The organism is Caulobacter sp. GW821-FHT11E10, assembly GCF_058808375.1.
Genome location: NZ_JBXARP010000003.1, coordinates 279,963 through 297,134 on the forward strand (window position 1 = coordinate 279,963; position 17,172 = coordinate 297,134).

Genomic DNA, 17,172 nt, shown 5'->3' on the forward strand with positions numbered 1-17,172 from the left:
ACGTACCCGGGTTCCGGCCCGGGTTCTGGCCCGAGCTGTTGCGCGTACACTAAAAACTGGAGTACGGGGCTCTTCCCCGAGGGCCGAAAGCTTTCCAGCGCATGTCGCAGCAAAATCTCCGCGTGATGGTGACCGGCGGGTCGGGCTTTATCGGCTCGGCCGTTTGCCGCCACCTGGCCGGCCAGAACGACGTCGCCATCCTCAACTACGACAAGCTGACCTACGCCGCCTCGCCGGACAGCCTGGCCATGCTGGAAGGCAAGGCCGACTACCAGTTCGTCCAGGGCGACGTCGCCGACGCGGCGATGGTCTCGCGCACGATGAAGGCCTTCCGGCCCAACGTCGTCATGCACCTGGCCGCCGAGAGCCACGTCGACCGCTCGATCACCGGCCCCGGTGACTTCGTCCAGACCAACATCGTCGGCACGTATGTGATGCTGCAGGCGGCGCTGGAGCATTGGCTGAGCCTGGAAGGGCTGGAGAAGGAAAGCTTCCGCTTCCACCACATCTCGACCGACGAGGTGTTCGGCAGCCTGGGCGCCGAAGGCCTGTTCTCCGAGACCACGCCCTACGATCCGCGCTCGCCCTATTCGGCCTCCAAGGCCTCGTCCGACCACCTGGCCCGCGCCTGGCATCACACCTACGGCCTGCCGGTGGTCGTCTCCAACTGCTCCAACAATTACGGGCCCTATCACTTCCCCGAGAAGCTGATCCCGCTGGTCACCCTGAACGCCCTCGAGGGCAAGCCGCTGCCGGTCTATGGCAAGGGCGACAATGTCCGCGACTGGCTGCACGTCGAGGACCACGCCCGCGCCCTGCACCTGATCGCCAGCAAGGGCGTTCCCGGCGAGAGCTACAACGTCGGCGGCCGCAACGAACGGACGAACCTGCAGGTGGTCGAGGCGATCTGCGACGTGCTGGACGAGCTGCGCCCGATCGCGGGCCAGAGCCGCCGCGACCTGATCACCTTCGTCGCCGACCGTCCGGGCCATGACGCCCGTTACGCCATCGACGCCACCAAGCTGGAGACGGAGCTGGGCTGGAAGGCGCAGGAGACCTTCGACACCGGCCTGCGCAAAACCATCCAGTGGTACCTCGACAACGAAGCCTGGTGGGCGCCGCTGCGTGAGCGCTACGCCGGCCAGCGCCTGGGGCTGAAGACGGCTTGATGCGCATCGCCCTTTTCGGCGCCAACGGCCAGCTGGGCTCGGACCTTCAGGCCTTGGCCACCCGGCGTGGCCTGGATCTCGTTCCCGTGACCCGCGCCCAGATCGACGCGACCGATCCAGCGGCGGCGAGTTTCGACGAACTGTCCTTCGACGTCGCCATCAACTGCGTGGCCGCCACCCGCGTCGACGACTGCGAGAAGGATCCGGCTCTGGCCGAGGCGATCAACGCCGCCTTCGCCGGTCGCCTGGCCCAGGCCTGCGCCGCCAAGGGCGCGCGGCTGGTTCAAGTTTCGACCGACTATGTCTATGGCGGCCAGGCCCAGCGCGAGCCGTTGGCCGAGGATATCGACCGCGCGCCGATCAATGTCTACGGCGCGACCAAGGCTCTCGGCGAGGATCTGGCCTTCCAGGCCCACGCCGATGTCATCGTCGCCCGCGTCGCCTCGCTGTTCGGCGTGGCCGGGGCCAGCGGCAAGGGCGGCAACTTCGTCGAGACCATGATCCGGTTCGGCAAGGAGCGGGGCCGCCTGACCGTGGTCGATGACCAGGTGATGTCGCCCACGGCCTCGTGGGACGCTGGCGAGGCGATCCTCGACCTGATCGCCCTGGAGGCCCCAGCGGGCGTCTATCATGTGGTCAATTCGGGCGTGGCCAGCTGGTGCGACTTCGCCAGGTCGATCATCGACAAGGCCGGTGTCGCCGCCGAGGTGGCGCCGATCCCGACCAGTCAGTTCCCGACCCCCGCCCGGCGACCGCCCTATAGCGCGTTGTCGAACGCCAAGCTGGAAGCCGCCATCGGGCGCGCGATGCCGGACTGGACGAACGCTCTCGACCGCTACCTCGCGGCCAAGGGCCACGTTTGAGGCCGGCATCGTCAAAAAATCTTCGAAATCATCGTGTTGAAACCCCGACCCCGGACCGAAAGAGCTCACGCTTGCGTGAAAACCGCTCTAGGTTTCGACCGTCAGGACTGAAGAAGAAGACGTAATGAAGGGCATTATCCTCGCGGGCGGGTCGGGCACGCGCCTCCATCCCGTGACCATGGCGATCAGCAAGCAGCTGCTGCCGGTCTTCGACAAACCCATGATCTACTATCCGCTGTCGGTCCTGATGATGGCCGGCGTGCGCGACGTGATGATCATCTCGACCCCACGCGACCTGCCTCTGTTCCAGAGCCTGCTGGGCGATGGTTCGAAGTGGGGCATCAACATCGTCTATGCCGAGCAGGCCAATCCCAACGGTCTGGCCGAGGCCTATCGCATCGGCGCCGAGTTCGTCGGGACCGAGCCCAGCATCCTGGTGCTGGGCGACAATCTGTTCTACGGCGCGGGCCTGGGCCGGATCCTGAGCGCCGCCAAGGAACGCTCCAAGACCGGGGCCAGCGTCTTCGCCTATTTCGTCAACGATCCTCAGCGCTACGGCGTCGTCGAGTTCGACGCGACGGGCAAGGCCGTCTCGATCGAGGAAAAACCGCAGAAGCCGCGTTCGAACTGGGCGGTGACCGGCCTCTACATGTACGACAAGCGCGTCGTCGATTTCGCCCGCGATCTGCAGCCCTCGGCGCGGGGCGAGCTGGAGATCACCGACATCAACCGCCTCTATCTCGAGGCCGGCGACCTGTCGGTCGAGCGCATGGGCCGGGGCTTCGCCTGGCTCGACACCGGCACCCACGACAGCCTGCTGGAGGCCTCGGAGTTCGTGCGTACGCTCGAGCATCGCCAGGGCCTGAAGATCGGTTGCGTCGAGGAGGTCGCTTATCAGAACGGCTGGATCTCGACCGAGCAGCTGCTGGGCCTGGCCCACGAGCTGAGCAAGTCGCCATATGGCGTCTATCTGAAGATGATCGCCTCCCAGGAGCGGGATCGCCTCTGATCGCTTGGCAAACCGCCGTTTTGTGAGCCAAAGTCCAACGTTGTCATAAGAACGACGTTGGGGAGGCCGCGTGTCCAAGAAGATCATCCTCGCCGCCGTCGCGGCGGCGGCGCTATGCGCGCCGGCCACGCCCGCCCTGGCCCGTCCGGCGCCAGCCGCGGCCGAGTCCGCTTCGTTCAAGATTGAAAAGGCCCGCATCGACGCGGCCCTGAAGGCCATGGTCGACAGCGGCCGCGCCGTCGGGGTCTCCGCCCTGGTCTGGCAGGATGGCCAGGAGCGCTATTTCGGCGCGACGGGCATGGCCGATCGCGAGGCCGGCAAGCCGATGCGCCGCGATACGCTGGTGCAGATCTTCTCGATGACCAAGCCGGTCACCGGCGTGGCCCTCATGCAGCTGTGGGAGCAGGGCAAGTTCGGCCTCGACGATCCGCTGTCGCGCTATCTGCCTGACTTCGCCGACATGAAGGTGTCGGATGGCAAGGGCGGGACTCGACCGGCCGCGCGGCCGATCCTGATCCGCGACATCATGCGCCACACGGCGGGCTTCTCGTACGGCGGGATGGCCACCCCCGCCGATGCGGCCTTCCAGGCCGCCGACCCGCTGAACCTCAAGAACGACCTTTCCGAGTTCGGCCGTCGCCTGGCCACCATCCCGTTGAAGTTCGATCCGGGTGAGCAGTGGAACTACAGCGTCGCCGTCGACGTCCAGGCCCTGCTGGTCGAGAAACTGTCGGGCCAGTCATTCGAGGCCTATGTTCGCGCCCATATTCTCGATCCGCTGGGCATGAAGGAGACGGGCTGGACCCAGCCCGAGGCCGCCTTCGCGCGCCTGGCGGCCAGCTATAACAAAGGGCCGGATGGCAAGCTGGTCCGGCAGAGCGACGCCGAGACTCGCCTTCTGAGCTTCGATCCCAGCCGCCGCCTGACCATGGGCGGGGCCGGGCTGGTCGCGCCGATCGACGAATACGCCCGCTTCTCGCGCATGCTGCTGAATGGCGGCGAACTGGATGGCGTCCGGCTGCTGAAGCCCTCGACCGTGCGCCTGATGGCCACCGACCATCTCGACGCCCGCGTCACGGAGCGCCGGTGGCTGCCCAGCAAGGGGGCGGTCGGCTTCGGCTTCGACTTCGCGGTTCGCGTCAGCCAGCCCCAGACCGCCGAAGAGAACCGCGGCGCGGTCGGCGAGTTCTTCTGGGATGGCCGCGAGACGACGCTGTTCTGGGTGGACCCGGCCAACAGGCTGACCGCTGTCTTCTACGTCCAGACCTACCCGTTCGATGGCACGCTGCACCGCGACTTCCGGGCGGCGGTCTATGGGCCGACCTATCTGGGGCCCAAGGGCGACTGAACGCTCTAGGGCTTGGGCTGGGCGGCGAGGTCCTGGGTCTTGGCGGCGCAGCCCTTCAGCGTCTCGCCGTCGATCCAGATCTCGGCCAGATAGCCATAGCGGCGGTCGGACATGCCGTCGGAACAGTCGCCGGGCGTGAGGCGCAGGACCAGGCGCTGCTCGCCGGCCATGGCGTCGAACACGCCCTGGTCGCCATCGACCCGCACGCCGGGATTGGCGGTGGTCACCTCTGGGTGGTCGGGGCGGGCCAGGGTCATGCTCCCGGCGCGCAGTTTCACGTTCCAGAACGGCTCGGTTCCGACCGCGTCGAAGTCGCCGGAATAGTCCGGACCCACGGTCACCGGCGCGTCGGCGGGCGGCGGCGCCTGCTCGGTTGAGCCCATCGGCGACTGTCCGCAGGCGGCGAGGGCGAGAATGGCGGCGATCAGGACGATGGTGCGCATGTCTTTGGCTATCCCCTCGGAGGGTTCCAAGGCTAGACTCAGCCGTGATGAATCGGAACGCCCTGCCCACCTTTCTGGAGTTCTTCGCCGGCGGCGGCATGGCCCGCGTCGGCCTTGGAGAGGGCTGGGCGTGCGCCTTCGCCAATGACTTCGATGCGGTGAAGGCGGCGACCTATCGCGCCAATTTCCCCGACGCGGAAACCCACTTCCATGAGGGCGATGTCTTCGCCTTGACAGCGGACGCCCTCCCGACAGCCGACTTGGCCTGGGCCTCCAGCCCTTGCCAGGACTTCAGCCTGGCCGGTGCGCGGGCGGGGCTGGCGGGCGGCAAGTCCTCGGCCTTCTTCGGCTTCTGGACGCTGATGAAGGCTCTGTCGGCCCAGGGCCGCGCCTCGCCGGTGATCGTGATCGAGAACGTGGTCGGCCTACTGACCTCGCACCACGGCGACGATTTCACCGCCTTGTGCGGCGTCCTCAGCGAGGAAGGCTATCGCTTCGGGGCGATGGAGATCGACGCCGGGGCCTTCGTGCCCCAGTCGCGGCCTCGGGTCTTCGTCGTGGCCACCCGCCTGCCGACGGGCGACCTGGAGGGGGTCAGCGCTTTCCACACCCGCGCCGTGCGCGAGGCGGCCGCGCGCCTGCCGGACGATCTGAAGGACAGCTGGATCTGGTGGGGCCTGCCCTCGCCACCGGCGCGCAACACCGACCTGGCCGTGATGCTCGAGGCCGATGGCGCGGTGAGCTGGAATCCACCGGAACGCACCGAGGCCCTGCTAGCCCTGATGGCGCCGGCCCACCGCGAAGCGGTGGAAGCCCGAGTCAAGGCTGGCGGCCGGTCGGTCGGCGCGGTCTTCCGACGGATGCGCGGCGGCCAGCAACGGGCTGAGGTTCGGTTCGACGGCGTCGCGGGCTGCCTCCGCACGCCGCGCGGCGGCTCCTCTCGCCAGACCCTTCTGGTGATCGAGAACGGCGAGGTTCGCTCGCGCCTGGTCACCCCGCGAGAGGGGGCCCGGCTGATGGGTCTGCCTGACAGCTACCAGCTGCCGCGCTCGCAGACGGCGGGCCTGCAGGTGATCGGCGACGGCGTGGCGGTCCCGGTCGTGCGCTGGCTGGCGCAAACGCTGCTGGAGCCGCTGCTCGATAGCAAAACTGCAAGTCTCGCCGCCGAATGACCTCCTGACAGCCGGGTTTCGCGGAGCTAGGGTGCCTGGCTTCCCGCAATCCAAGGCTCCTGGGTGCTCCGATGGACGACGCTTCCTCCCTCTATGACGCCGCTCGCTTCAAGCGCGCCGGTCGCGGCAAGATCTATGACTCGATCATCGACACGATCGGCGACACGCCGCTGGTCCGCCTGCCGCGCCTGTCGGCCGAGCTGAAGCCCAAAGGCGAGGTCGTCGCCAAGCTGGAGTTCTTCAACCCGATCGCCTCGGTCAAGGACCGTATCGGCGCGGCGATGATCGAGGCGCTGGAAGTCCAGGGCATCCTGAAGCCCGGCGCGACGATCATCGAGCCGACCTCGGGCAATACCGGCATCGCCCTGGCCTTCGTGGCGGCCGCCAAGGGCTACAAGCTGGTCCTGGTCATGCCCGAGAGCATGTCGATCGAGCGCCGCAAGATGCTGCTGCTGCTGGGCGCCAAGCTGGAGCTGACTCCGGCCGAAAAGGGTATGCGCGGCGCCGTCGCCCGCGCCCAGGAGCTGATCGAGGTCACCCCGGGCTCGGTGATGCCGCAGCAGTTCGAGAACACCGCCAATCCGCTGGTGCACCGCGTCTCGACGGCCGAGGAAATCTGGAACGACACCGCCGGGGCCGTCGACGCGGTGGTTTCGGGCGTCGGTACGGGCGGCACGATCACTGGCGTCGGCCAGGTGCTGAAGGCCCGCAAGCCGTCGCTGAAGATGGTCGCCGTCGAGCCCGAGGCCTCGCCGGTGCTGTCGGGCGGCGCGCCCGGCCCGCACAAAATCCAGGGCATCGGCGCCGGCTTCGTCCCGGGCATCCTGGATCGCGGCGTGATCGACGAGATCGTCCAGGTGAACAACGACGACGCCTTCTCCATGGCCCGCCGCGCGGCGGCCACCGAGGGCCTGCCGGTCGGCATCAGCTCCGGCGCGGCCCTGACGGCCGCCTTCGATCTGGCGCTACGCGACGAGTACAAGGGCAAGCTGATCGTGGCGATCATCCCCAGTTTCGCCGAACGCTACCTCTCCACGGCCCTGTTCGAAGGCCTGTAGCCTGCCCCAGGGGCCACTGCGCATCGGCGTCGTCGGGTGCGGGGTCGGCGGCATGGCCGCCGCCGTCGCGCTCGCGCGTCGAGGCCACGAGGTCACCCTGCTGGAAGCCTTCGCGGCGCCGCGCCCTCTGGGCTCGGGCCTGTTGCTGCAGCCGACGGGCCTGGCGGCGCTGAAGGCCCTGGGTCTGGACGACGCGATCCGCGCCGCCGGGGCCCGGGTCGATCGGCTGGAGGGCAAGGATACACGCGGTCGTCGGGTCATGGACCTCGACTACGGCGACTGGCGGCCCGGCGCTCATGGGGTCGGCATCCATCGCGCGGTGCTGTTCGACACGCTGCACGACCAGCTCGCGCCGGCCGGGGTCGAGGTGATCACCGACGCCCGCGTCGTCCGGATCGAGAACCCCGCCCGCCCCTTCCTGCATGACCAGCACGGGCGGGTGTTCGGCCCGTTCGACCTGGCCATCGTCGGCGACGGTTCGGCCTCGACCCTGAGGACGGCCGTTCGGCCGGGGTCGCGGGCGCCGGTCTATCCGTGGGGCGCGGTCTGGACCAACGCCACCGATCCGGGCGGGCGTTTCGCCGGCGCGCTTCGCCAAGTCTATCACCGCGCCGAAGTCATGAGCGGCGTCCTGCCGGTTGGGCTCGGGGCCGAGGGCGAGAGCGATCAGGTCAGCCTCTTCTGGTCGGTGTCGATCAAGGATCTGGACGCCTTCCTGGCCGGCGACTTCGAGACCTGGCGGCGCGATCGCCTGGGTGCGCTGTGGCCCGAGGCGGCGGCGTTACTGGAAGACCGCAAGGGCTGGGAAGGCTTCTCCCGCGCCGTCTATCGCGACGTCTCGGTGGGGCGCTGGAACCGCGAGGCCTGTGTCCTGATCGGCGACGCCGCCCACGGCACCAGTCCGCAGCTGGGGCAGGGCGCGAACCTGGCCCTGGTCGACGCGGTCGAGCTGGCTGGCCGCCTCGACCGCGACCATCGACCGACCGCCGTGGCCGTCAGCGCCTGGCAGGCTGATCGGCGGCGGCATACGGGGATCTATCAGCTGGTCTCCAAGGCCCTGACGCCGCTCTTTCAGGCGCACGGCGCGTTCTGGCCTTTCATGAGGGATTGGTTCTTCACACCGATGTCCCGCTGGGCGGGCCTCAAGCAACTGGGCGTCCTGCTGTTGACGGGAACCCTGCGCCTGGGGCGCTTCCCGCCCGAGACGCGGCCATGAGCATCGCCGATGACGACTGACGTCTATGACAAGGCCAAGCGCTCGGCCGTCATGGCCAGGGTCAAGAGCAAGGACACCACGCCGGAGAGGGCGGTGCGGCGGATCCTCACGAGTCTGGGCGCCCGTTATCGGCTGCATCGCAAGGACCTGCCTGGAAACCCCGATGTCGTCATGCCGGGGCGAAGGCTGGCCGTCTTCGTCCATGGCTGCTTCTGGCACGGTCATGACTGCGCGCGGGGCTCGCGCGTGCCCAAGGCCAATCGCGACTACTGGCTGGCCAAGGTGGCCAGGAATGTCGCCCGCGACGAACGCTCGACGAAAGCGCTGACGGCCGCCGGCTGGCGGGTCGAGGTGGTCTGGGAGTGCGACGTCAAGGACGAGGCGGCGCTGACGGCGCGGCTTCAGGCCCTGCTGGAGAGGACATCGCCGTCGACGACGTCTTCGGTCGAAGCCTCCGCCAGCACCTGAGCCAGGGCGGTGAACAGCTCGATCGGATCGATCGGCTTGGCGACGTGGGCGTTCATGCCGGCGGCGAAGCACGCCTCCCAATCCTTGGGCGTGGCCGAGGCGGTGACCGCGATGACGGGGGTATTGCGGTTGGGACCGGCGCCGGCGCGCAGCACACGGGTCGTGTCGCGACCGTCCATGCCGGGCATGTAGACATCCATCAGCACCGCGTCGAAGACCTCCGAGCCGAGCAGCTCCAAGGCCTCCTCGCCAGATTCCGCCAGGGTGGCGTCGACGCCGAACGGCTGCAGCACCAGCTCGATGGCCCGGCGATTGACCACATGGTCGTCGACCACCAGCACCCGCAGGCCGGCGATCGAGGGTCCCTCGGCCTCGGCATGGGGCGCGACCGCCGGTTCCAGGGTCGCGGTCAGGGTGAAATGCGCGCCATGGCCCGGCGCGCTGGTCGCGACCAGGTCACCGCCCATCAGGCGGGCCAGCTCGCGGCTGATGGCCAGGCCCAGGCCCGAGCCGCCGTGCTGGCGGACGACAGCGGCGTTCAGCTGGTCGAACGGCGTGAACAGCCGGGGCAGGGCGGCTTCGGGAATACCCTTGCCGGTGTCGATCACATCGATGGACAGCATCAACTGCTCGCCGTCCGGACGCGTGTGCAGGTTGATCGTGACGCCGCCGCGCTCGGTGAACTTGATGGCGTTGCTGAGCAGGTTGTTCAGCACCTGCTTCAGCCGCATGGCGTCGCCGACCGCCCAGCGCGGCAGGCTGGCGGCGCCCGCCACCCTCAGGCGCAGGCCCTTGCGCGCCGCCTCGGGCCGCCAGAGCCGCAGGCTGTCGGCCAGGGTCTGGCGCAGATTGAAAGGCGTCTTCTCCACCGACATCCGGCCGGCTTCGAGCCGCGAGAAGTCCAGGAGATCGTTGAGCAGGGTGCGCATCAGGCCGCCGGCGTCGGCGATCAGCTGGGCGTGCATCTTGGAGCTGGCCTCGGGAACCTCGCTGTGCAGGCGGGCGGCGCCGGCCATGATGGCGCTGATCGGGGTGCGCAGCTCGTGGCTGATCATGGCCACGAAGGCGGACTTGGCCGCCACGGCCTCCTCGGCCTCGTAGCGGCGACGCTCGGCCTCTTCCTTGGCGTCGGCCTCGGCCTTGAGGGCCGCGCGCAGGGTGCGGGCCGCCACGGTCACCGCCGCGATCAGCAGCAAGGCGCCGAACCACAGGGCGTTGGCCAGGGGCGCGCCGGGATTGGCCTGGCGGGCGATGATCGGGATGATCAGCAGGTAGATGACGTGCGGCGCGGCCGCCGAGAACGTGGCCGCCCGCAGGCTGCCATTGACCACCACGACGTTCAGCAGGGCTCCGGCCAGCAGCATCCCGCCGAGCGTGGGCGCGAAGCGCTCGTGCGACGCGAACAGCGGAATAGCCAGGAAGCCGAACACCGCCGAGGTCACGAAGGGCGTCACGGTGACCATGGCGCGTCGCCAGAAACTCGAGTTCTGTTGCGGTCGATCGAGGATCCGTCCCGCTTGCCAGACTTCGAACAGCTGGACCGCGGTGTAGATCGCCGCCCAGAGCCATACCCAGCGCATGCCGATGAACAGATGCAGGATCAGGGCGATGGCCAGGGTGGAGCCGAGGCGCAGATACGTGTTGGCGCGTCGCGAGGCGACGGCGCGGGCCACGTCCCTGTTCTCGGTGTTCGCGCTCATCGGCGCTCAATCCCCCTGGAGATCACAATGGATCCCTCTTGCGGCCAAGTTAGCCGCGAAGGCCTAAAAGGAAATGAAAGAACGCCGTCTCGTCAATGGCTTGGCGTCAAGCTTCGCGGGGGGCGCCATCGTGCGCGCAAACAGGCGTTCGAGCCGCCTTCGGGGAAGGATTTACCGGGGCGCCGCGCTGGGCCGTGGCCCGAAAGCCCGCTCCAGATCCTCCGGGCCGACACCGTCGAGCTCCAGGCGCTTGACGCGCGCCGTATCGCCGGTCGCCAGCCGCACGGCCGAGCGAGGGAGTTTGAGAGACTTGGCGAGGAAGGCGGTGAGCGCGGCGTTGGCCGCGCCGTCGACGGGCGGACTGGCGACCCGCACCTTCAGATAAGGCCGTCCATCCGCGTCGAGGGCCCAGCCGTCGACGGCGTCGCGGCCGCCGCGCGGCGTCAGGCGGACGGCCAGGATCTCAGCCAACGAGACCGAGCAAGGCGTATTTCATCGCGGGCAGAAGGATCTCCTTCACGCCCGAAATGATCAGCAGGACGACGATCGGGCTGATGTCGATGCCGCCCAGCGGCGGGATGATCCGGCGGAACGGACGCAGGACCGGGTCGGTGATGCGGTCCAGCGCGAGGCTGATTTGGGCGACGGCCCGATTGCGCGGATTGATGACTTCGAAGGCGAAAAGCCAGCTCAGAACGGCCGATATGATGATGGCCAGCCAGAGCAGGCTCAGCAGGCTGCCGATGATGAAGAAGACGAAGGTGATGATCGCAGCCATGGGGTTCCAATCCTGAACGTTCCGTTCTTGCCGCGCTTGGCGGTTGCTTGCAAGGCGCGGTGAGAACCCCGCTTGACGAGCGCGCTCCGGGGCCGTATCTCCGCCGCTCCTTGGGGCCGTAGCTCAGATGGTAGAGCGCCTCGTTCGCAATGAGGAGGTCAGGGGTTCGATTCCCCTCGGCTCCACCAAGGACCTCCTCTAAGTCATGCTTTGTAGGCTTTCGGCGTGCGTGCGTTGGGCCGCGCCCGCGCTCTTCCTTCATCTTGTTCGCGCTTGCTTGGCGTCGACTGGAAACTTGATGGGCGCTCAGCCGCATGGCGATCGCCGCTCGCGAGCGGCGGCCTTTCCGGCTGAGCCGCGAACTTTGAGCAAGAATATTCCCGAAGCACATCGGGCCCATTTTCGCCCCCGTGACATTATGCCGCCGTCCTTGTCGCTGAGGGGCGGCTAAGTCACGCGGCGATGGCGCAAGCGTCCCAATAGATGTCGCGGACGAACAGTAGAAGATGTTGAGGCAGCGATTTTATTTCTCGTTCCTCTGGCGAATTAATACGTAATTAGAGCTTTACCTAAACGCTCGGAGGTTATGGACTCCGCGAAAACAGCAACTGAAGTCCGGGCCCCCGATGTCTTCGACATTGAGACGGGGCTGTTGCGCCTAGCTTCTGGCGAACATGCGCTTAGAGCGCCCGGCCGGAACCCGGTGGCTCACGCCTTCAATCAAATCGCCGCACGCCTCGACGCGGACAACCGCCGGCAAGGCAAGCAATCTTCACTCGTCGTGTCATCCGACGGTGAGGAAACCGCCGGGACCCATGTCGCCGTAATGGCGGTCCAAGGCCTGGGTCAATTGCGACGCAAGCTTGGGTCTTCTGTCGCCGATCAAATCGTCCAGCAGATCATGCAGCGTCTCCGAGCGCTGCTGCCGCAATCTCAGATCGGGCGCGTTGGGCGCGGCGGACTGGAATTCTCTTTCGACGCCGAACACGACGACGACGCCAAGGCCATCTTGGTGAAGCTGGAGGCTGTCCTGGAGCGTCGCCTGCTTGTGGAAGGCCAGGTCTTCGATCTCGAGGTGGCCATCGGTTTTGCGAACCGGGCCGATCAAGGAGAGCATGTCGTCGACTGCGCCGCCGACGCCCTCATCGAGGCGCAGGCGCAAGGACGACGGGTGCAGCTCTACTGCGAGGCGGATCTGCAACGGGCGTTGGAAAGCAACGCCATGCTGCGCGATCTGCGCATGGCGGTTGCGGAAGGCGAGCTGTCGCTGGTCTATCAGCCCAAGCTTCACGTGCCGTCGCAGTCTATCCGTTCCGTCGAGGCTCTGCTGAGATGGCGTCATCCTTCCAAGGGATGGATATCGCCGGATGTGTTCATCGGCCTGGCCGAAGAGACCGGCCTGATCGCCGATCTCACCCAGTGGGTGGTGCTGCGGGCGCTGGAAGACCAGGCGCTGTTGGCGGCCGCCGGAAAGCCGGTCGTCATCCATCTGAATCTTTCGGGGCGGCTGCTGCCGGACCCGGAGTTCTGCGACTGGATTCTGTCGGCGGCTCGCCGGTTCGAGCGCTGCGCGCTGGGCCTCGAGATCACCGAGACGGCCGTGATCGACGATCCCGAGCGAGCGCTCGCCAACCTTCAGACCCTCGTGGACGCTGGGGTGAAGATCGCCATCGATGACTATGGCTCAGGCTTGTCGTCGCTTTCCTACCTGAAGCAGATGCCCGCCCAAGAGCTCAAGATCGACAAGCTGTTTATCTCGGGCCTGACCTCCAGCCATCGCGATCCCTTGCTCGTGCGATCAACGATCGACGTCGCGCATGCTCTGGGGATGGAAGTCACGGCGGAAGGCGTGGAGTGCGCTCGAGCGCTGGCTCTGCTTCGCGCGATGGGCTGCGACAACATCCAAGGCTATCTGGTTTCCAGGCCGCTGGACATCGACGCGCTGGGCGAGCTGTTGGCGAACGGTGATTTCTCCGCCTTGGTCTCTGGAATTATCTCGCCGTTCCAATTCCCCGTCCAAGCCGCCGGCGGCGCGACGGGCTGACCGGCTCGGTCTGGGTTCGTGCGGTATGGCCGCACGGTTCTACCTACGGCCACCTTCAAGACCTCCCGCGAGCCGACGGGCGCCCTCTTAGCGACAAGGGATTGTCTTCACTCGCGTTTTAGCGGATGAACAGAGCAACGCGCACTGGGAGTTTGCCTTGCGGATTCTGTTCGTCGAAGACGATGCCATGAACCGCCGCGTCGTTCGCGACATGCTGTCCGTCGCCGGATTGGATATGGCCGAGGCTCCGGAGGCCGAGACCGGCCTGCGGATGATCGAAGACAACGAGTATGACCTGATCCTGATGGATCTGCGGATGCCCGGCATGGACGGTCTGACCGCTATCCGCCAGATCCGCGCTCGCGACGACGCCAAGGCTACCTTGCCGATCATCGTCGTCACCGCCGACATGGCCTCTGACATTCGCGACAATTGCCTGAGCGCGGGGGCGGACGACGTCATGATGAAGCCGGTCGCGATGAACAACCTGTTCGATACGATCGGCAAGGCGATCGCCGCCCGGGGCGACCTGGGCGGCGCGCTGACCTGAACCCGTTTAGAACGAGGCTGAGATCGAGGCGAAGACGCGCCAATTCTTGTCGCCCGTCTCATAGGGCGTACGGGTCAAAGGCTTCGCGGCTTCGATCCTAGCCGTCACGCGGTTCTGCACGGTGACCCGCAAGCCGGCCCCGGTCGAAGAGAACGCCGCGGACCGCAGGCTGAAGGCCGAAGCCTTGTTCCACACCTTAGCCCCGTCGACGAAGGCATAGGCCTGCACGAAGCTGACCTTCGAGGCTTTCGGCGCGAAGCCGTAGCGCAGTTCGGCCATGGCTCCCACGCCGCTGTCGCCCGAGATTTCCGCGTAGTTGTAGGCCCGTCCGTAGGGCAGGCCGCCCGGCGCGAACTCTTCGGAGAGCAGCAGATGGTTGGGGCTCCACTGCGCGTCGGCCGAAACGTAGACGCCGCCACGACGGCCGATATCGCGATAGTGGCTCGCGCCGGCATTGACCTTCCAGAACCCGCCATCCGCGTCGAAGCGCGAGTGCGAGCGGCTGGGTGTCTTGGTGGCGCCCAGGATTTCGAGGCCACGCGAGACCTGCGCGTAGCCGCTGACTGACCGGCGACCGTCGCCGCTGTCCGCCTGGAGCGACGCGCGGGCGACGCGCAGGTCGTCGTCATAAGCGGCCCCGTTGCGGTACGACTGCTCCACGTGCCGGCCATCGACCGTCACGGTGGCCCACACCGCGTGCTTGCGGTCGCGAACCAGCGGATGCGCCAGGCGCAGGCTGACCGCCTGGCTTTGAGTGCCGACGGCGTTGTTGAGCGGCGCGCTGCCTTGTCGAGATTTCGACGCGGAGGCCGCGACGCGAAGGCGGGAGTCGCCCGGCAGAGGCGCGCTGTAGGCGACCTCGCCCTGGACGAACTCGCCAGGATCGTTCGGCACGGTGAGCACGGACATGGCCAGCTGATCGCCCGGTATGGCCAGGCTGTTCACGCCGATGCGGACGTTCGCCTGCACCGGTCCGACCGAGCGCGCGCCGCGATTGTCCACATGGATGCTGCCCGTCCAGCGCTTAAGGCCGGCGACGACAACCAGCTTGTGACGCGCGGGATCTTCCAGGACTGGCTCGATGCGCGAGCTGGGGCGGACACCGGGAAGATCCTTGGCCAGGGTCAGTCGTCGCTCCAGCTCGGCGAGTCGCAGAGGCTTGCGCCCGGCCATACCGGCCAGCAGGGCCTCCACGGCGGGCGCCGCGTCGCCGGTGACCTCGACCTGGTCGATATAGCCTTCGTAGACGCGGATGCGGGCGTGGCCGCCCGGCGCTTGCGGGGGGACGACGGCGCGCGAGAGGAAGTAGCCGTCCTTGCGATACTTGTCGGTGATGGTCTGGGCGATCTTGACCAAATCTTCGATGGCGACCTCGCGGGTCAGATAGCCCGCATACAGCGGCGCCAGCTCCTTGAGTGGATAGGCGCTGACGCCATCGATCGTCAGGCCGGTCAGGACGAAGCGCTCAGCGGGCGGCTGGTCGGCAGGTGGCCCCGACTCCGCAAAGGCCGGCGCGACAAGGGTTGCCGTGGCCAGAAGGGCCGCCAGCAGCCAGGTGCGAACCATTGAGAGGAAGTCGTGCCCGCGCACTAGTTTCAACTTACGTTGTGAGATGACTTGTCGCCTACAGAAGTAGTCCTGACAGATAAATTCGCCGTTAAGCCAGTATGCGCACCATGACGATTAAAGGACCCTTAGGTAAATCGGCCTACCTGTAAGCTCCTTAGGGATTGAGAAACACAGGGGCTCCTCATGGGTACGACTCGTACGGCGCTCGCGGTCTCGCTCATCGCGCTGGCTCTACTCAGTACTACTGAGGCTTTCGCGGCCGACTGGAAACTCGTCGAAGTCGCGGGCGTGGTTCGCATCGCCGCCCCGGGCAAGGCTCCCGCGTCGGCTAGCGCCAACCAGGTACTACCGGTAGGCAGCGTGGTGACGACGGCGGCGGGCGGGCGCGCGGCCCTGTTCAATGGCGCTCAACGGATCACGCTTGGACCCAACAGCCGGATGACGGTAGCGCCGGAGTCGAACGACGGTATGACCCGGGTCATGCAGGACCTGGGCTCGATCCTGTTCCAAATCGACAAGAAGCCGTCGCAACACTTCCGCGTCGAGACGCCTCTCCTCGCCGCTATCGTGAAGGGCACGACCTTCACGGTGAACGTGGAGATGGGCGCCGACTCTGTGCACGTCGCTGAAGGGCTGGTCGAGGTTCACGCCAATCAAGGCAGCGCGACGCGCGACGTCGGCTCCGGTGCGACGGGCATGGTTTCGAAGGCCGCGCCCGAGCAGCTCAGTGTCGAGACGCCGCGCGAGACGACGCAGGCGCCCTTGCCCGTCCAGACGGTGTCGCTGGACTACAATGAGGTGTCCGGCGGCCTTGTCGAGGGGCCGACCGCCGCCACCGCGCCCAGCACCGCCGCTCCGGGATCCGCGGGCCGGACGGCCGAGGCGAGCACGACCGGGCCGGCCGAAGAGTCCGCCAAGTCCAACGCCACGCAAGCGCCGCCAGCGGCGGCCACATATACGAGCCTCGCTTCGCTCGGTGGTGACGCGGCCCCCGGCGGCGACGCTCCAGGAACCAGCGCTCCGGCCGATCCTGGCGTCAGCGACGCCGGCGGCAAGGGCAACGGCGCGAGCAACTCCAGCGGCAACGGGGGCGGCCCAGCCGCCGCCGACGGCCCGGTGGGTGGCGACAATAGCGCGAGCGGTTCGAGCGGGAACGGTTCCGGTGTTACCGGTTCTGGCGGTGGTGGCGCCGGCGCCAGTGGCGCGGATAGCGGGGCGGGTGGTTCCAACGGCAATGGCTCCGACCATGCCGGCTCGGGCAACAACAACGCGGGCGGCGCCGACAACGGCAACGCCGGCGGCAATGGCGCTGGCGGTTCCAGCGGCAACGACAACGGCAACGCCGGCGGCAATGGAAACGGCGGTTCCAGCGGGACCGGCTCGGACAACGCCGGTTCGGGCAACAGCAACGCGGGCGGCAACGGAAACGGGAATGCCGGCGGCAATGGCGCCGGTGGTTCCAGCGGGACCGGGTCGGACAACGCCGGCTCGGGCAACAGCAACGCGGGCGGCAACGGAAATGGCAACGCCGGCGGCAATGGCGCCGGCGGTTCCAGCGGGACCGGGTCGGACAACGCCGGCTCGGGTAACAGCAACGCCAGCGGCAACGGAAACAGTAATGCCGGTGGCAATGGCGCCGGCGGTTCCAGCGGCAACGGCTCGGACAATGCCGGCTCGGGCAACAGCAACGCGGGCGGCAACGACAACGGCAACGCCGGCGGCAATGGCGCCGGCGGTTCCAGCGGGACCGGGTCGGACAACGCCGGCTCGGGTAACAGCAACGCC

General features: G+C 67.5%; 16 protein-coding genes and 1 tRNA gene. 12 read left to right on the forward strand and 5 right to left on the reverse strand.

Annotated features, from left to right (window positions below):
* Positions 1–101 precede the first annotated feature (101 nt).
* The 4 genes from rfbB to AC1RRV_RS07380 all read left to right on the forward strand — a co-directional run bounded on the left by rfbB (position 102) and on the right by AC1RRV_RS07380 (position 4,389).
* The gene (gene rfbB / locus AC1RRV_RS07365) at positions 102–1,169 is read left to right on the forward strand and encodes a dTDP-glucose 4,6-dehydratase (RefSeq protein ID WP_492858943.1); all 1,068 of its coding nucleotides are present in this window, start codon (positions 102–104) and stop codon (positions 1,167–1,169) included.
* Positions 1,169–2,032, forward strand: a complete 864-nt coding sequence (rfbD, locus tag AC1RRV_RS07370) for a dTDP-4-dehydrorhamnose reductase (protein ID WP_492858944.1) — start codon at positions 1,169–1,171, stop codon at positions 2,030–2,032. Before rfbB ends, rfbD begins: the two co-directional genes overlap by 1 nt.
* Positions 2,033–2,156: 124 nt before the next feature.
* Entirely contained in the window at positions 2,157–3,041 is an 885-nt protein-coding gene (gene rfbA, locus AC1RRV_RS07375) for a glucose-1-phosphate thymidylyltransferase RfbA (protein ID WP_492858945.1), read from the forward strand.
* Positions 3,042–3,111: 70 nt separating this feature from the next.
* Positions 3,112–4,389, forward strand: coding sequence for a serine hydrolase domain-containing protein (locus AC1RRV_RS07380; RefSeq protein WP_492858946.1), 1,278 nt, complete (start codon positions 3,112–3,114; stop codon positions 4,387–4,389).
* 5 nt (positions 4,390–4,394) lie between these two features.
* On the opposite strand, the gene AC1RRV_RS07385 is transcribed toward AC1RRV_RS07380, so the two are convergent.
* On the reverse strand, positions 4,395–4,832 hold the full coding sequence (locus AC1RRV_RS07385) for a COG3650 family protein (RefSeq protein WP_492858948.1): 438 nt from the start codon (positions 4,830–4,832) through the stop codon (positions 4,395–4,397).
* Between the two features lie 47 nt (positions 4,833–4,879).
* On the opposite strand from AC1RRV_RS07385, the gene AC1RRV_RS07390 reads away from it, so the two are divergent.
* From AC1RRV_RS07390 to AC1RRV_RS07405, 4 genes are all read left to right on the forward strand, one after another.
* A complete protein-coding gene (locus AC1RRV_RS07390; RefSeq protein WP_492858949.1) occupies positions 4,880–6,004 on the forward strand; it encodes a DNA cytosine methyltransferase in 1,125 nt (374 codons plus the stop codon).
* 71 nt (positions 6,005–6,075) lie between these two features.
* The gene (gene cysK, locus AC1RRV_RS07395) at positions 6,076–7,062 is read left to right on the forward strand and encodes a cysteine synthase A (RefSeq protein WP_492858950.1); all 987 of its coding nucleotides are present in this window, start codon (positions 6,076–6,078) and stop codon (positions 7,060–7,062) included.
* Between the two features lie 22 nt (positions 7,063–7,084).
* Positions 7,085–8,278 carry an FAD-dependent oxidoreductase gene (locus AC1RRV_RS07400; RefSeq protein ID WP_492859235.1) on the forward strand — a complete coding sequence of 398 codons (1,194 nt, stop codon included), beginning with the start codon at positions 7,085–7,087 and terminating at the stop codon, positions 8,276–8,278.
* A 9-nt stretch (positions 8,279–8,287) separates the two neighbouring features.
* Positions 8,288–8,746 (forward strand): very short patch repair endonuclease, encoded by a 459-nt coding sequence (locus AC1RRV_RS07405; protein ID WP_492858951.1) that lies wholly within the window; start codon positions 8,288–8,290, stop codon positions 8,744–8,746.
* Here the strand turns inward: AC1RRV_RS07405 and AC1RRV_RS07410 are convergent.
* From AC1RRV_RS07410 to AC1RRV_RS07420, 3 genes are all read right to left on the reverse strand, one after another.
* Positions 8,680–10,446, reverse strand: coding sequence for an ATP-binding protein (locus tag AC1RRV_RS07410; RefSeq protein ID WP_492858952.1), 1,767 nt, complete (start codon positions 10,444–10,446; stop codon positions 8,680–8,682). The genes AC1RRV_RS07405 and AC1RRV_RS07410 overlap by 67 nt on opposite strands.
* Positions 10,447–10,617: 171 nt before the next feature.
* Positions 10,618–10,917: a DUF167 family protein gene (locus AC1RRV_RS07415; RefSeq protein WP_492858953.1), complete on the reverse strand. Its 300-nt coding sequence runs from the start codon at positions 10,915–10,917 to the stop codon at positions 10,618–10,620.
* Entirely contained in the window at positions 10,910–11,224 is a 315-nt protein-coding gene (locus AC1RRV_RS07420) for a YggT family protein (RefSeq protein ID WP_492858954.1), read from the reverse strand. Before AC1RRV_RS07420 ends, AC1RRV_RS07415 begins: the two co-directional genes overlap by 8 nt.
* Before the next feature lie 112 nt (positions 11,225–11,336).
* On the opposite strand from AC1RRV_RS07420, the gene AC1RRV_RS07425 reads away from it, so the two are divergent.
* From AC1RRV_RS07425 to AC1RRV_RS07435, 3 genes are all read left to right on the forward strand, one after another.
* Positions 11,337–11,412, forward strand: a tRNA-Ala gene (locus AC1RRV_RS07425).
* A gap of 398 nt (positions 11,413–11,810) precedes the next feature.
* Positions 11,811–13,268 carry a putative bifunctional diguanylate cyclase/phosphodiesterase gene (locus AC1RRV_RS07430; RefSeq protein ID WP_492858955.1) on the forward strand — a complete coding sequence of 486 codons (1,458 nt, stop codon included), beginning with the start codon at positions 11,811–11,813 and terminating at the stop codon, positions 13,266–13,268.
* Positions 13,269–13,425: 157 nt separating this feature from the next.
* Positions 13,426–13,818 (forward strand): response regulator, encoded by a 393-nt coding sequence (locus tag AC1RRV_RS07435; protein WP_492858956.1) that lies wholly within the window; start codon positions 13,426–13,428, stop codon positions 13,816–13,818.
* A gap of 6 nt (positions 13,819–13,824) precedes the next feature.
* Here the strand turns inward: AC1RRV_RS07435 and AC1RRV_RS07440 are convergent, their stop codons facing one another.
* Positions 13,825–15,384, reverse strand: a complete 1,560-nt coding sequence (locus tag AC1RRV_RS07440) for a ShlB/FhaC/HecB family hemolysin secretion/activation protein (RefSeq protein ID WP_492858957.1) — start codon at positions 15,382–15,384, stop codon at positions 13,825–13,827.
* Between the two features lie 186 nt (positions 15,385–15,570).
* Here AC1RRV_RS07440 and AC1RRV_RS07445 point away from each other — a divergent pair.
* Positions 15,571–17,172 (forward strand): FecR domain-containing protein (locus AC1RRV_RS07445; RefSeq protein ID WP_492858958.1); only part of this gene is annotated, 1,602 nt, incomplete at its 3' end.

What these genes read in the sequence shown, in the direction of transcription:
- rfbB (WP_492858943.1), top strand. Translation starts at nt 102, where the DNA reads ATGTCGCAGCAAAATCTCCGCGTGATGGTGACCGGCGGGTCGGGCTTT.
- rfbD (WP_492858944.1), top strand. Translation starts at nt 1,169, where the DNA reads ATGCGCATCGCCCTTTTCGGCGCCAACGGCCAGCTGGGCTCGGACCTT.
- rfbA (WP_492858945.1), top strand. Translation starts at nt 2,157, where the DNA reads ATGAAGGGCATTATCCTCGCGGGCGGGTCGGGCACGCGCCTCCATCCC.
- AC1RRV_RS07385 (WP_492858948.1), bottom strand. Translation starts at nt 4,832, where the DNA reads ATGCGCACCATCGTCCTGATCGCCGCCATTCTCGCCCTCGCCGCCTGC.
- AC1RRV_RS07390 (WP_492858949.1), top strand. Translation starts at nt 4,880, where the DNA reads ATGAATCGGAACGCCCTGCCCACCTTTCTGGAGTTCTTCGCCGGCGGC.
- cysK (WP_492858950.1), top strand. Translation starts at nt 6,076, where the DNA reads ATGGACGACGCTTCCTCCCTCTATGACGCCGCTCGCTTCAAGCGCGCC.
- AC1RRV_RS07405 (WP_492858951.1), top strand. Translation starts at nt 8,288, where the DNA reads ATGACGACTGACGTCTATGACAAGGCCAAGCGCTCGGCCGTCATGGCC.
- AC1RRV_RS07410 (WP_492858952.1), bottom strand. Translation starts at nt 10,446, where the DNA reads ATGAGCGCGAACACCGAGAACAGGGACGTGGCCCGCGCCGTCGCCTCG.
- AC1RRV_RS07420 (WP_492858954.1), bottom strand. Translation starts at nt 11,224, where the DNA reads ATGGCTGCGATCATCACCTTCGTCTTCTTCATCATCGGCAGCCTGCTG.
- AC1RRV_RS07430 (WP_492858955.1), top strand. Translation starts at nt 11,811, where the DNA reads ATGGACTCCGCGAAAACAGCAACTGAAGTCCGGGCCCCCGATGTCTTC.
- AC1RRV_RS07440 (WP_492858957.1), bottom strand. Translation starts at nt 15,384, where the DNA reads ATGGTTCGCACCTGGCTGCTGGCGGCCCTTCTGGCCACGGCAACCCTT.